The 13,263-nt window shown below is 71.5% G+C and carries 13 protein-coding genes; 3 read left to right on the top strand and 10 right to left on the bottom strand.

Annotated features, from left to right (window positions below):
* The coding region (locus AB0G20_RS19590) for a hypothetical protein (RefSeq protein ID WP_361303810.1) at positions 1-191 on the top strand (191 nt) is incomplete at its 5' end.
* Positions 192-341: 150 nt separating this feature from the next.
* Here the strand turns inward: AB0G20_RS19590 and AB0G20_RS19585 are convergent.
* Complete coding sequence (locus AB0G20_RS19585) at positions 342-1,349, bottom strand: stage II sporulation protein M (protein ID WP_361303807.1); 1,008 nt, start codon at positions 1,347-1,349, stop codon at positions 342-344.
* Between the two features lie 128 nt (positions 1,350-1,477).
* On the opposite strand from AB0G20_RS19585, the gene AB0G20_RS19580 reads away from it, so the two are divergent.
* On the top strand, positions 1,478-2,443 hold the full coding sequence (locus tag AB0G20_RS19580) for an RDD family protein (protein ID WP_361303804.1): 966 nt from the start codon (positions 1,478-1,480) through the stop codon (positions 2,441-2,443).
* Between the two features lie 39 nt (positions 2,444-2,482).
* Here AB0G20_RS19580 and AB0G20_RS19575 read toward each other — a convergent pair whose 3' ends face one another.
* The 9 genes from AB0G20_RS19575 to AB0G20_RS19535 all read right to left on the bottom strand — a co-directional run bounded on the left by AB0G20_RS19575 (position 2,483) and on the right by AB0G20_RS19535 (position 12,497).
* The gene (locus tag AB0G20_RS19575) at positions 2,483-3,097 is read right to left on the bottom strand and encodes a hypothetical protein (RefSeq protein ID WP_361303801.1); all 615 of its coding nucleotides are present in this window, start codon (positions 3,095-3,097) and stop codon (positions 2,483-2,485) included.
* A gap of 118 nt (positions 3,098-3,215) precedes the next feature.
* Positions 3,216-4,673 (bottom strand): adenosylhomocysteinase, encoded by a 1,458-nt coding sequence (ahcY, locus tag AB0G20_RS19570; protein WP_361303798.1) that lies wholly within the window; start codon positions 4,671-4,673, stop codon positions 3,216-3,218.
* 377 nt (positions 4,674-5,050) lie between these two features.
* Complete coding sequence (locus tag AB0G20_RS19565) at positions 5,051-6,031, bottom strand: cation transporter (protein WP_361303795.1); 981 nt, start codon at positions 6,029-6,031, stop codon at positions 5,051-5,053.
* Positions 6,032-6,183: 152 nt separating this feature from the next.
* On the bottom strand, positions 6,184-7,335 hold the full coding sequence (manA, locus tag AB0G20_RS19560) for a mannose-6-phosphate isomerase, class I (RefSeq protein ID WP_361303792.1): 1,152 nt from the start codon (positions 7,333-7,335) through the stop codon (positions 6,184-6,186).
* Between the two features lie 55 nt (positions 7,336-7,390).
* On the bottom strand, positions 7,391-8,518 hold the full coding sequence (locus AB0G20_RS19555; RefSeq protein WP_361303789.1) for an SIS domain-containing protein: 1,128 nt from the start codon (positions 8,516-8,518) through the stop codon (positions 7,391-7,393).
* A 112-nt stretch (positions 8,519-8,630) separates the two neighbouring features.
* Positions 8,631-8,801, bottom strand: coding sequence for a Trm112 family protein (locus tag AB0G20_RS19550; RefSeq protein ID WP_248503533.1), 171 nt, complete (start codon positions 8,799-8,801; stop codon positions 8,631-8,633).
* Positions 8,802-8,870: 69 nt separating this feature from the next.
* Positions 8,871-10,235, bottom strand: a complete 1,365-nt coding sequence (locus AB0G20_RS19545; RefSeq protein ID WP_361303786.1) for a phosphomannomutase/phosphoglucomutase — start codon at positions 10,233-10,235, stop codon at positions 8,871-8,873.
* Positions 10,236-10,338: 103 nt separating this feature from the next.
* Positions 10,339-11,955: an L-lactate permease gene (locus AB0G20_RS19540; RefSeq protein WP_361303875.1), complete on the bottom strand. Its 1,617-nt coding sequence runs from the start codon at positions 11,953-11,955 to the stop codon at positions 10,339-10,341.
* A 119-nt stretch (positions 11,956-12,074) separates the two neighbouring features.
* Positions 12,075-12,497: a DUF3499 domain-containing protein gene (locus AB0G20_RS19535; protein WP_031138434.1), complete on the bottom strand. Its 423-nt coding sequence runs from the start codon at positions 12,495-12,497 to the stop codon at positions 12,075-12,077.
* 294 nt (positions 12,498-12,791) lie between these two features.
* Here AB0G20_RS19535 and AB0G20_RS19530 point away from each other — a divergent pair, with 294 nt between their 5' ends.
* Positions 12,792-13,247: a metallopeptidase family protein gene (locus AB0G20_RS19530; protein ID WP_078885356.1), complete on the top strand. Its 456-nt coding sequence runs from the start codon at positions 12,792-12,794 to the stop codon at positions 13,245-13,247.
* Positions 13,248-13,263 lie beyond the last annotated feature (16 nt).

The following is a 13,263-nucleotide window of genomic DNA, read 5'->3' as shown; positions in this document are numbered from 1 at the left end:
CTTGCGTTTCCGACTCTATCAGATCTTTCCGATCCGATTTCCTCGGTGCTTTCCAGGTTCCCGCTTCCGCGTTTCCCTTTCCGGCGGTTCCGACTTTATCAGAAGTTTCGAGCCGGACTGACCGGCCGCTCATTTCCGATTCATCGGGAGAGGCTTCATTGAAATCAGAGTTTCAAGAAGCAGATAGATGATCACTCTCGCTGGTCCGGGACTAGAGCCCATCTCCAGACAACTGTTCAAATCTACCTCCACACACTCGCCGTGTCAACGGCTCCTGTGGGGCGAAGAGGACACTAGCAGTTGAACGGCGGTGGTCGCACATCCGGCGGTCGCGGGGGTGATCAGGCGGCTGTGGGGACGGTCGCGCTGCGTTCCGCTGCCTCGACGTCACCGGTCTCTCCCGCACGGGCGGACCGGCCGCCCAGGACGTAGACGTAGGCCAGGAAGGCCGCTTCGGCGGCGACCCCGATGCTGATGCGGGCCCAGGTGGGGAGGCCGGACGGGGTGACGAAGCCTTCGATGGCGCCGGAGATGAAGAGGACGAGGGCGAGGCCGATGGCCATGCCTATGGCGGCGCGGCCCTCTTCGGCGAGAGCCGTGCGCCTCGTCCGGGGGCCGGGGTCGATGAGGGTCCAGCCCAGACGCAGGCCGGTGCCGGCTGCTACGAAGACGGCGGTCAGTTCGAGGAGGCCGTGCGGGAGGATCAGGCCGAGGAACGTGTCGAGGCGACCGGCCGAGGACATCAGGCCCACGCCGATGCCGAGGTTGAGCATGTTCTGGAAGAGGATCCAGAGGACCGGGAGTCCGAGGAAGACCCCCAGGATGAGGCACAGGGCGGCGGCCCAGGCGTTGTTCGTCCAGACCTGGGCGGCGAAGCTGGCGGCCGGGTGGCTGGAGTAGTACGTCTCGTACTGGCCGCCGGGGCGGGTGAGCTCGCGCAGTTCGCCGGGAGCCGCGATCGAGCCCTGTACAGCGGGGTGGGTGCCGATCCACCAGCCCAGGAGAGCCGCCACGGCTGTGGAAAGGAGCGCGGTGGGCACCCACCAGTGCCGTGACTTGTAGACGGCGGCGGGGAAGCCGTGGGCGAGGAAGCGCGTGACGTCTCTCCAGGAGGCGCGTCGGGTGCCTGTCACGGCATGGCGCGCGCGTGCCACGAGTTGGCTGAGCCGGCCGGTCAGCTGCGGGTCGGGGGCGCTGGACTGGATCAGGGAGAGGTGCGTCGCGGTGCGCTGGTAGAGGGTGACGAGTTCGTCGGCTTCGGCGCCGTTGAGTCGGCGCTGGCGGCGGAGCAGGGCTTCGAGGCGATCCCATTCCGCTCGGTGGGCGGAGACGAAGACGTCGAGGTCCATCGGTGTGCCTGCTCCTCGGCTGGTCGTCGGAGGCTCGTCGTGGATCAGCTTGTCGTACTACGGTGCGATGCGCCCTCAGCTTGGCAGACTGGCCCTGTCGGGGGCAGGGCAGGGGAAGGACGGCGTGCGTGAGTGAGCTGGTGACGGGCGAGGCTGTGGCGTTGGAGCTGCGCCCCGCGAGGCTGCCCAGCAGGGCGCTGGCCGTGTTGCTCGATCTGGTGGCGGCCATGGCGGTCTACGTCGCGGTGACCATCGCGCTGGTCGTCTCCACGGCCTCCCTCGACGAGGCGGCGCAGACGGCGCTGTCGATCGCGACGTTCGTGCTCGTACTGGTGGGCGGGCCGATCGCGGTGGAGACGCTCAGTCACGGGCGGTCGCTCGGGAAGATGGCGTGCGGGCTGCGTGTGGTGCGGGACGACGGAGGTCCGATCCGGTTCCGGCATGCGCTGGTGAGGGGCCTGATCGGCGTGATCGAGATCCTCATGACTTTCGGGGTCGTCGCCTGTATCGCCTCGTTCGTGTCGGCGCGTGGGCGGCGGCTGGGGGATGTGTTCGCGGGGACGCTCGTCGTGCGGGAGCGGATCCCGGTCACGCGGACTGGATTTGTGCCGCCTCCTCCGCCCTGGCTGGCGGGACGGTTCTCGGGGCTCGATCTGTCCGCGGTGCCGGACGGGTTGTGGCTCGCCGTCCGGCAGTACCTGACGCGCATGCAGCAGCTGGATCCGCAGGTGGGCTGGTCGATGGCGGAGCGGTTGGCGTCGGATCTGGCGGAGCGTACGGGGGCTCCGGTGCCGCAAGGTGTGCCGCCGGCGGCGTATCTGGCGGCGGTCGTGCAGGAACGGCAGGCGCGGGAAGCCAGGCGAGCTTTCGGGAGCGATGCGGCCCAGGCGGCCGCGTCGGCCGCGGCTCCGGTGACGAACGGCCCGGTCCCTACGGCCGAGACTCAGGCGGTGGGCGGTGCCCCGGCTGCCCACGAGCCGCCGGGCGGGGCGCCCGGGGTGGTGTCCGAGCCGTCCGACCAGGGCCGGCCTGGGGAGTCGCCGGGGGTTTCGGCGGGTGAGCGGCCCGGCACCGGGTTCGTGCCGCCGGCGTAGTGGAGGGCGGGGCCGGCCGGCCCCAGCGCGGTTGCCTGCTCAGGTGAACACCGACGGCGGTGATTCCAGGTCTTCGAGCTCGATGCCGGGGGCCGCGAGCACCACGTCCCCGGCGATGTGCACGGTGTGCTGCTCGCCTGTGTCCAGGGCTGTGACCTGGTATTCGTCCACGGTCAGGGGGCCGTTGTCAGTGGCGTGTGCTTCGCTTTTCAGCAAGGCCCAGGACTGGTCGACGGTGCGCGGGGCGAGGACCGGGTCCGTGAAGGCGACGAGGCGTACGCGGGTGGCGGCTGCGGAGGGGGTGAGGCGCAGGAGACGGGTGGTGGCGACGAGGAATGCCGGGGACGTGCCGGTGAAGGCGTGGGCGCGCACATTGCCTTCGGTGGCCTCGGTCCCGGTGGGGTCGGTGCGGACCCAGGTGACGCCGTCGAGGGCGGCGCCGCGGACCTGCCAGGCGGCGGCGTGGAGTTCGAGGCGGAGGGGGCGGCCGAGTTCGTCGAGGGTGAGGTCGACGGAGCCGTGGTGATCGCCCGAGGGGGTGGTCAGCTGGGAGACGTAGCGCCAGCCGGAGGGGCCGGGGGCGCACTGGAAGTGTTCTTCCGCGAGGGGGGTGTGATCGTGCGGATCGTGGAGCGAATATCGGCCGCGGGGCATGGGGGTCCTGGGTCCTGACGGGCTGGGCCGGTCGCTGGTCGGTCGAACGGGGCAGGCCCCCGGCACGGGGGTGCGGGGGCCTGCCTCGGAGATCTGACCGGCAGCGGTGCTGGTCGGCTCAGTAGCGGTAGTGGTCCGGCTTGAACGGGCCGTCGACCTGCACGCCGATGTACTCGGCCTGCTCCGGGCGCAGCTTGGTGAGCTTCACGCCGAGCGCGTCCAGGTGGAGGGCGGCGACCTTCTCGTCGAGGTGCTTGGGCAGCACGTAGACGCCGGTCGGGTACTCGTCGGGCTTGGTGAACAGCTCGATCTGGGCCAGGGTCTGGTCCGCGAAAGAGTTGGACATCACGAACGACGGGTGGCCGGTGGCGTTGCCCAGGTTCAGCAGGCGACCCTCGGACAGGACGATGAGCACCTTGCCGTCGGGGAACGTCCAGGTGTGAACCTGCGGCTTGACCTCGTCCTTGACGATGCCGGGGATCTGGGCCAGGCCGGCCATGTCGATCTCGTTGTCGAAGTGGCCGATGTTGCCGACGATGGCCTGGTGCTTCATCTTGGCCATGTCCGAGGCCATGATGATGTCCTTGTTGCCGGTCGTGGTGATGAAGATGTCGGCCTTGTCGACGACCTCGTCGAGGGTCGTGACCTGGAAGCCGTCCATCGCGGCCTGGAGGGCGCAGATCGGGTCGATCTCGGTGACGATCACGCGGGCGCCCTGTCCGCGCAGGGACTCCGCGCAGCCCTTGCCCACGTCGCCGTAACCGAAGACGACCGCGGTCTTGCCGCCGATGAGGACGTCGGTGGCGCGGTTGATGCCGTCGATGAGCGAGTGGCGGCAGCCGTACTTGTTGTCGAACTTCGACTTGGTGACGGCGTCGTTGACGTTGATCGCCGGGAAGAGGAGGACGCCGTCGCGCTGCATCTCGTACAGGCGGTGGACGCCGGTCGTGGTCTCCTCGGTGACGCCGCGGATCTCCGAGGCCAGCTGGGTCCACTTCTGCGAACCGTCCGTGATGGTGCGGTTCAGCAGCTCGAGGATGACGCGGTGCTCGTCGGACTCGGCGGTGTCGGGCGAGGGGACCTTGCCGTCCTTCTCGTACTCGACGCCCTTGTGGACGAGGAGGGTGGCGTCGCCGCCGTCGTCCAGGATCATGTTGGGGCCGCCGGTGGGGCTGTCCGGCCAGGTCAGGGCCTGCTCGGTGCACCACCAGTACTCGTCCAGGGTCTCGCCCTTCCAGGCGAAGACCGGGACGCCCTGGGGGTTGTCCACGGTGCCGTTCGGGCCGACGGCGATGGCGGCGGCCGCGTGGTCCTGGGTGGAGAAGATGTTGCAGGAGGCCCAGCGGACCTGCGCGCCGAGGGCGACCAGGGTCTCGATGAGCACGGCGGTCTGCACGGTCATGTGCAGGGAGCCGGTGACACGGGCGCCGGCCAGGGGCTGCGCCTCGGCGTACTCCCTGCGGATCGCCATCAGGCCCGGCATCTCGTGCTCGGCGAGGGTGATCTCCTTGCGGCCGAACTCGGCCAGGGAGAGGTCGGCGACCTTGAAGTCCTGTCGGTTGTCGACAGTCGTCATTGCGAGCTGCTCCTCGGGGGTTGGGTCGAGGTGGGTACGGCTGGTCTGCGCGGCGGCGGACACAGGGGTGCCCGAAAGAGGACACAGGCATGCCCGCGTACGCGCAGCGCAGTCCGTCGGAGGCCCTCTCTCCCTCGGCCGGTCCGCGGTGGGACCGCCCGACCGCCATCAGCAGCGACGTCTGGCTCCGTCCCAAGCTACACCGGGGGCGGGTGCGATCCCCAGTCCGCCGGGAAACACATCGAGCCGATCATGTGACGGATCGGAGGACGGGGTGGGCGGCCGAGGGTGCCGGAGAGGGGCGGGTGGTAGGGCCCGGAAGCCGGACGGGGCCCGCCGAGTGGTTCGGCGGGCCCCGTGGGCCGGAGAAGAAGGGGTCAGTGCTCGGTGGAGTCGGGGACCGGGCCGCCCGGGGAGGCCTCGGGGTCGGGGCCCTTGGCGGCTTCCTTCTCGCTGTAGACGTCCGGCTCGAGGTAGATCACGCGGGCGATCGGAACGGCGTCGCGGATGCGGGCCTCCGCGGCGTCGATGGCGGCGGCGATCTCAGTCGCCGTGTCGTCGTGCTGGACGGCGATCTTGGCGGCGACGAGGAGCTCCTCGGGGCCGAGGTGGAGCGTGCGCATGTGGATGATGCGGGTGACCGTGTCGCCGTCGACGATGGCGGCCTCGATCTTCTGGGTCTCCTCGACGCCCGCCGACTCGCCGAGCAGCAGCGACTTGGTCTCGGCCGCGAGGACCAGGGCGATCAGGATGAGCAGGATGCCGATGCAGAGGGTGCCGATGCCGTCCCAGACGCTGTCGCCGGTGAGCAGGGCGAGGCCGACGCCGCCGAGGGCGAGGATCAGGCCGACGAGGGCGCCGAGGTCCTCCAGCAGGACGACCGGGAGCTCGGGGGCCTTGGCGTGGCGGACGAACTCCTTCCAGGAGCGCTTGCCGCGCAGGAGGTTGGACTCCTTGATGGCCGTGCGGAAGGAGAAGGTCTCGGCGATGATCGCGAAGACCAGGACGCCGACCGGCCAGTACCAGTTCGTCAGCTCGTGCGGGTGCTTGATCTTCTCGTAGCCCTCGTAGAGGGCGAACATGCCACCGACGGAGAAGAGGACGATGGAGACGAGGAAGGCGTAGATGTAGCGCTCGCGGCCGTAGCCGAAGGGGTGTTGCGGGGTGGCCTCGCGCTTCGCCTTCTTGCCGCCGACCAGGAGCAGCGCCTGGTTGCCGGAGTCGGCGAGCGAGTGGACGGACTCGGCGAGCATCGACGACGAGTTGCTGAAGAGGAACGCCACGAACTTCGCTACCGCGATCGCGAGGTTCGCGGCCAGTGCCGCCACGATCGCCTTGGTGCCGCCTGACGCGCTCATGTGTTCGCGATGTCCCTTCGTACGCCGTTCCAGGGCCGGGACGCCGCCGTGTGCGGCGCCCGTGGCTTTGCCCGTGCTTGACGGTGGGCCATTGTTGCAGCCCGTTCGGGCCGCGGTGTCTCAGGTCACCAGCACGGGGGGCATCGAAACGGTCAGGCGACGACGGTGGCCCGGAAAAGCGTTCCCGTTCCGGACACTTCGGTCTTTTCGCCGGCCGGGACGAAGACGGACGCGCCGGGCGTCAGGTCGTGCTCGCCGGCGCGGACCGTGCCGGCCGTGCAGAGCAGGATCTGCGGGGTGGGGCGGGTGAGGTCATGGGCGGCGCCCGCCTCGGGGAGGACGTAGCGGGAGAGGCGGAACTCGTCGATGGGGGTCTCGTAGACCTCCTCGCCGTCCGGGGAGGCCTCGGGGCGCAGGACGCCGGGGTCGCTGGGGCGGAAGCGGACGATGCGCAGGAGTTCCGGGACGTCGACGTGCTTGGGGGTCAGGCCGCAGCGCAGGACGTTGTCGGAGTTGGCCATGATCTCCACGCCGAGGCCGTTCAGGTAGGCGTGCGGGATGCCGGCCCCGAGGTAGAGGGCCTCGCCGGGCTGGAGCCGGACGTGGTTCAGCAGCATCGCGGCGATGACGCCGGGGTCGCCCGGGTAGTGGTGGGCGATGTCGGCGTAGGCGGCATAGGCGCCGCCGAGTCGGGTGCAGGCGGTCGCCGCCTCCGCGACCGTGCGGGACATCTCGTCGGGGTCGGCGGTGAGGATCGCCGTGAGGACCTCGCGCAGGGCGGCGTCCTCGGGGTGGGCGTGCAGCAGGTCGACGTAGGGCTTGAGGGAGTCGACTCCGAGGTCGTCGAGCAGGGCCGCGGCCTCCAGCGGGTCGCGGAAGCCGCACAGGCCGTCGAACTCGGTGAGGGCGCAGATCAGTTCGGGCTTGTGGTTGGCGTCCTTGTAGTTGCGGTGCGGGGCGTCCACGGGGATGCCGCGGCGCTCCTCGTCCGCGTAGCCCTCTTGCGCCTGTGCGAGGTCGGGGTGGACCTGGAGGGAGAGCGGGGCGCCCGCGGCGAGGAGCTTGAGGAGGAACGGCAGCCGGGGGCCGAACTTGGCGACGGCGGCGGGCCCGAGTTCCTTCTCGGGGTCGGCGTCGACGACCTCGACGAGCGTGCCCCGGCCGGTGCGCGAGGGTGCGCCCGGGTGGGCGCCCATCCACATCTCCGCCTGCGGCTCGCCGGTCGGTTCGACGCCGAGCAGCTGCGGGATGGCGGTCGGGGAACCCCAGGCGTAGGGGCGGATGGTGTTGTCGAGGCGGTCCATGGGGTTCTCTCTGCGTGGTACGGGGCGCGGGCGCGTCAGGGTGTCCCAGGCAAGATCAGGCCCTCGAAGCGAGCGCCAGGTAAACGGCGGCGAAATCCGTGATGGCGATCAGTTCCGCGAGGGTCTCCAGTTCGCCGCCCTCCTCCGGTTCCAGCTCGCTGATCGGTGTGTCGTGGCTGAGCGCGAGGTCGCGGGCGCCGGGGGCGGCGGTGAGGCCGCCGATGGGACGGTCGCGCAGCAGCACCACGCGCGCGTGCAGGGCGGGCGGTTCCTCGACGCGGTCGCGGAAGAAGTCGTCGGGGTCGGCGCTGGCGGCCAGCGGGCCGGCGAGCAGGGCGCCGTGGGCGGCGAGGGCCTCGGGGAGTTCGGCGACGACCGCGGGGGTGCCGGACAGTTCGGCGAGGGCGGCGGCGAAGCGGCGGCCGGCCGGGCCGGCCGAGGTGCCCTCGGTCCAGACGACCGGGAGCGCGTCGGCGAGTTCGGCGGCCAGGGTCTTGGCGGCGTTGCTGTACGTGGCGATGGCCGGGCCGCAGCGTTCGGCGACGCGGTCGAGGCGGTCGGCGACCTTGCCGAGGGCGTCCGGCGGGGCGGCGAGCACGCCCGTGCGGTCCAGGAGCGCGAGCAGCGGGGTGAGCAGGGCCCACAGGACGCCGGGGGCGGACGCGGCGAGGGGCTCGTCCTGGTCGTACGGGGCGGTCGCCATGGGCACGAACAGGCCGTGCGAGCCCTGGACGGCGTCGGCGAGCGGGGTACGGGCGGGGGCCACGGCGACGACGGCGCAGCCCCGGCGGTAGGCCTGCTCGGCGAGGAGGGACAGGCCGGGTTCGGTGCCGTCCGGGGTGGTGATCAGCAGGAGGTCGACGGAGCCGACCCAGCCGGGCAGTTCCCAGCGCAGGGCGCCCGCGGCGGGGGCGACGCCGGTGGGGGCGAGGCGGGTGACCGGACTGCCGGCGCCGGCGAGCGTGCCGATGAAGTCGGCGGCATGGGTGGCCGCGGCACCCGGGCCGGCGATGAGCACCGCGCGGGGGCGGCCGTCCGGCTTGAGGTCGCCCACGCCCGCCTCGGCGGCGTGGCGGGCGGCCGTGCGGACGCGGGCGCCGGCTTCTGCGGCGCCGCGGAGCAGGCCGCGGTGGTCGGCCTCGGCGAGGCCCTCCGGGGAGTCGAGCAGCGATTCGTCGAGCATGGGCGGCAGCTTCCCATCGCCGGGGTCCGTTGTCAGGGTGTCCTGGATCGTGCCCGCTGTGCCGGGGGCTATGTGCACCGAAGTGTCACGCGGGTGCCTGAGCCCCCGCTGGTCATGCGGGGCGGCGGGCCTCGTCGACCAGCAGGACGGGGATGCCGTCGCGGACGGGGTAGGCCAGGCCGCAGCTGGTGTCGGTGCAGATCAGTTCGCTGTCCTGCTCCGTGAGGGGGGAGTGGCAGGCGGGGCAGGCGAGGATCTCGAGGAGGCCGGATTCCAGGGGCATAGGGGTTTCCTTCGAGGTGCGGGCGCTTGGGTCGTGCCTGGTCAGGTTACCGCCGGTGGGGGCGGGGTCTCAGCCCCTGATGATCCCCAGTACCTCGTCCCTGACCCGGGCCATCGTCTCGGCGTCCCTCGCCTCCGCGTTCAGGCGCAGCAGGGGTTCCGTGTTGGACGGGCGGACGTTGAACCACCAGTCGGCGGAGGAGACCGTGAGCCCGTCGAGCTCGTCGAGGGTGATGCCCTCGCGGGCGCCGTACGCGGAGCGGATCGCGGCGAGGCTGGCCTGCTGGTCGGCGACCGTGGAGTTGATCTCCCCGGAGCCCGCGTAGCGGTCGTACTCGGCCACGAGGGAGGAGAGAGGGCCGTCCTGGCCGCCCAGGGCCGCCAGGACGTGGAGGGCGGCCAGCATGCCCGTGTCGGCGTTCCAGAAGTCGCGGAAGTAGTAGTGCGCGGAGTGCTCGCCGCCGAAGATCGCGCCGGTGCGGGCCATCTCGGCCTTGATGAAGGAGTGGCCCACGCGGGTGCGGACCGGGCTGCCGCCGTTCTCCTCGACGACCTCGGGGACCGACCAGGACGTGATCAGGTTGTGGATGATCGTGCCCCTGCCGCCGTGCCGGGCCAGTTCGCGGGAGGCGACCAGGGCGGTGATCGCCGACGGGGAGACCGGCTCGCCGCGCTCGTCGACCACGAAGCAGCGGTCGGCGTCGCCGTCGAAGGCGAGGCCCAGGTCGGCGCCCTCCTCGCGGACCCGCTTCTGCAGGTCGACGAGGTTGGCGGGGTCCAGGGGGTTGGCCTCGTGGTTGGGGAAGGTGCCGTCGAGCTCGAAGTACATCGGGACCAGCGTCAGGGGCAGGCCGGCGAAGACCTCGGGGACCGTGTGCCCGCCCATGCCGTTGCCCGCGTCGACGACGACCTTCAGGGGGCGGATGGAGGTCAGGTCGACCAGGGAGCGCAGATGTGCCGCGTAGTCCGACAACGTGTCACGGCCGGTGATCGTGCCCGCCTGCGCGGCCGGCTCCGGGGCTCCCGACTCGCTCCAGCGCTCGACCAGTTCGCGGATCTCCGCGAGGCCGGTGTCCTGGCCGACCGGGGCGGCGCCCGAGCGGCACATCTTGATGCCGTTGTACTGCGCCGGGTTGTGGGAGGCGGTGAACATGGCGCCCGGCAGGTTCAGCGCGCCCGAGGCGTAGTACAGCTGGTCCGTCGAGGCGAGGCCGATCTCCGTGACGTCCGCGCCCAGCGCGGCCGCCCCGCGCGCGAAGGCCCGCGACAGGCCTGGTGAGGAGGGCCGCATGTCATGCCCCGTCGCGATGGCGCTCGCGCCGGTGACCCGTACGAAGGCCGCCCCGAAGAGCTCGGCCAGGGACTCGTCCCACTGGTCGGGGACGACTCCGCGTACGTCGTACGCCTTCACGACCTGCGACAGATCAGCAGCCACGGCCAACCTTCCTGAAAAAGTACTGTCGGTCCGCCCAAACTACCCCCGCCCACCGACAGCGCGCTGGGCGGATGCCGAGAGGACTCCCAGCCGTAACCTCAGGTCAGGGCAGCATCCAGCCCAGGACCTGGGTGCTCTGGCCCACCACGATCAGGCACATCACCAGCAGCAGGCCCAGGCTCCACGGCAGCACCTTGCGCAGCACGTCGCCCTCGCGGCCCGCCAGTCCGACGGCGGCGCAGGCGATGGTGAGGTTCTGCGGGGAGATCATCTTGCCGAGGACGCCGCCGGAGCTGTTGGCGGCGGCCAGGAGCTCGGGCGAGAGTCCCGACTCGCGGGCGGCGGTCACCTGGAGGGCGCCGAAGAGGGCGTTGGCGGAGGTGTCCGAGCCGGTCACGGCGACGCCGAACCAGCCGAGGACGGGTGACAGGAACGCGAGCCCGGCTCCGGCCGCCGCCACGAAGTGGCCGATGGTCGCCGCCTGCCCGGAGAGGTTCATGACGTACGCGAGTGCGAGGACGGACGTCACGGTCAGGATCGCGAAGCGCAGTTCGTGGACGGTCGCGAGCCATTCCCTGACCGCCACGCGCGCGTGGACGCCGATGACGACGGCCGTGCAGACCCCGGCGAGCAGGACGAGGGTGCCGCCGGTCGACACGACGGGCCAGCTGAAGACGTTGCCGCCGACCGATTCGCCGTCGGGTCCCACGACGTTCAGGAAGGGCCAGTCGTAGGTCTGGGTGGTCCTGGCGAGCCAGTCCTTGACGGCCGGGATCTGCGCGACGGAGAAGATCACGACGATCAGCGCGTAGGGGGCGTACGCGCGCAGGACCTCGCGCGGCGGGTCCTCCTCGTCCAGTTCCTCGCTGCGGGCGCCGGTCAGCACGGAGGCCCGTACGGACTCGGCGGCGGGCACGCGCGCGCGTGGAACGGCGACCAGGGCGCCCGCGCCGGCCAGGGCGGCGCCGATGTCGGCGAGTTGGGCGGAGACGTAGTTGGAGGCGGCGAACTGGGCGACGGCGAAGGCGACTCCGCACGCCAGGGCGGGCACCCAGGTCTCGCGCAGGCCACGTCGGCCGTCCACGAGCCAGACCAGCACGAGCGGCACCACGAGGGCCAGCAGCGGTGTCTGACGGCCCACCACGGACGCCACGGAGTCCAGCGGCAGCCCGGTCACCGAGGCGAGCGTGACGACCGGCGTGCCCATCGCACCGAAGGCCACGGGCGCGGTGTTGGCGACCAGGGCGACGACGGCGGCGCGCACCGGTTCGAAGCCCAGGGCGACGAGCATGACCGCGCTGATCGCGACGGGCGCCCCGAAGCCGGCGAGCGCCTCCAGCAGCGCCCCGAAGCAGAAGGCGATGACGAGCGCCTGGATGCGCGGATCGTCGGACAGCCGCCCGAAGGACCGGCGCAGGATGTCGAAGTGCCGGGTGCGGACGGTCATCCGGTACACCCACAGGGCGTTGACGACGATCCACAGGATGGGGAAGAGACCGAAGGCGGCTCCCTGGGCGCCGCTGGAGAGGGTCTGCCCGAGCGGCATGCCGTAGGCGAGCCGGGCGACGAGGACGGCGGCGAGGAGGCCTGTCAGGCCTGCCAGGTGCGCCTTCATGCGGACGCCGCCGAGCAGGACCAGGACGATCACGAGGGGCAGGGCCGCCACCAGGGCGGACAGGCCGAGTGAGCCGGCGACGGGTTCCAGTTCCTGGACGTACACGGGCGCCTCCCCGGATTCCGTCATGCGAAAGCGATTTCTCGCTGCCTCAAAACGGAATGGTCATGTCCGCGCCAAGCTCGCGTCAATGGGTGCGCGTGTGGAGAAACCGGGGGGTGCGGTCAGTTGTCGGGCGAGCGCAGGACCCGCAGGTGCCCGCGTCGCGCGACCTCCCGCGGGTCGGCCCCGCGGCCTCCACCGCCGGCCCCGGCCGCCCGCTCCTGGGGACGGGCCGCCTCACGCACGGCGTTCGCAAGCGCTTCCAGGTCGTCACCGCTGGGACGGGCCGGGGCCGAAGCGTCGAGGAGCCGGACGACCTCCCAGCCGCGCGGGGCGGTGAGGCGCTCGGAGTGCTCGGCGCACAGGTCGTAGCAGTGGGGTTCGGCGTAGGTGGCGAGCGGGCCGAGGACCGCGGTCGAGTCGGCGTAGACGTACGTCAGCGTCGCGACGGCGGGACGGCCGCAGGCGGTGCGCGAACAGCGACGTACAGGGCTCACGACGTTGGACGGTACCGCACTCTTGAGCGGGCCGCGACGACTCTCCACCAGGTCACTCCCCCGTGTCGTGTTGTGAAACGCCCCACACACCCCTTTGGGCACACCTTGCTGACCTGCCAGGACATCGACGTCCAAGGTGTCGAACGACCCCGCAAGCGGTCAAGAGTCGTCACAAAACCCTCAAGTGCCGTGAGGTCACCGGTCTCAACGGGGTACGGATTTGAGTCCAACCTTGGCTTGAATGGTCATGTGACGACATGCCGCGCGGCGCGGCCGGAACCCGTCCGTGCCGCCGTGCGGTGCCGGGCACAGGGACGCGGCGGGGACTACCCTTCAGCAGTGATGGACAAGCCCGTAACGCCCCGTGCCGCCGCCCCCGGGCCCCGCCGTCGTGATCGCCACGGACGGGGCATGCGCGGCCCGATCGCACCGCCGCAGGTGCCGCTCGCCGCGAGCCGCGCGGAGGCGTTCGCCGATCTGGTGCAGGACTCCGTGGAGCGCCTGGAGCGGCGGTGGCCGCAGCTCGCCGACATCGACTTCCTGGTCCTCGAGGTGCCGCGGCTCGACGGGCCCGGCCAGGCCTGGAACGACGAGGCGGTTCCGCTCGGCGGCACGATCAGCGCGCGCGAGGGCCGCCCCGCGCGTGTGGTCGTCTACCGGCGGCCGGTCGAGATCCGCACCAAGGGGCGCGACGAGCGGGCGGCGCTGGTGCACGAGGTCGTCGTGGAGCAGGTCGCCGAGCTCCTCGGGCTGACGCCCGAGACGGTGGATCCGCGGTACGGCGAGGACCAGGGCTGAGGCCGGCGCCGGCCGG

The sequence above is a fragment of the Streptomyces sp. NPDC024017 genome (assembly GCF_040638895.1).
GTDB lineage: Bacteria > Actinomycetota > Actinomycetes > Streptomycetales > Streptomycetaceae > Streptomyces.
Note: the sequence above shows the minus strand (reverse complement) of the source record. Positions and strands in the feature narration are given on the sequence as shown.

Bases quoted from the DNA above. Each gene is read 5' to 3' on its own strand.
- AB0G20_RS19565 (WP_361303795.1), bottom strand. From the start codon at position 6,031: ATGAGCGCGTCAGGCGGCACCAAGGCGATCGTGGCGGCACTGGCCGCG.
- AB0G20_RS19585 (WP_361303807.1), bottom strand. From the start codon at position 1,349: ATGGACCTCGACGTCTTCGTCTCCGCCCACCGAGCGGAATGGGATCGC.
- AB0G20_RS19550 (WP_248503533.1), bottom strand. From the start codon at position 8,801: ATGCCCCTGGAATCCGGCCTCCTCGAGATCCTCGCCTGCCCCGCCTGC.
- manA (WP_361303792.1), bottom strand. From the start codon at position 7,335: ATGGACCGCCTCGACAACACCATCCGCCCCTACGCCTGGGGTTCCCCG.
- AB0G20_RS19555 (WP_361303789.1), bottom strand. From the start codon at position 8,518: ATGCTCGACGAATCGCTGCTCGACTCCCCGGAGGGCCTCGCCGAGGCC.
- AB0G20_RS19575 (WP_361303801.1), bottom strand. From the start codon at position 3,097: ATGCCCCGCGGCCGATATTCGCTCCACGATCCGCACGATCACACCCCC.
- AB0G20_RS19530 (WP_078885356.1), top strand. From the start codon at position 12,792: ATGGACAAGCCCGTAACGCCCCGTGCCGCCGCCCCCGGGCCCCGCCGT.
- ahcY (WP_361303798.1), bottom strand. From the start codon at position 4,673: ATGACGACTGTCGACAACCGACAGGACTTCAAGGTCGCCGACCTCTCC.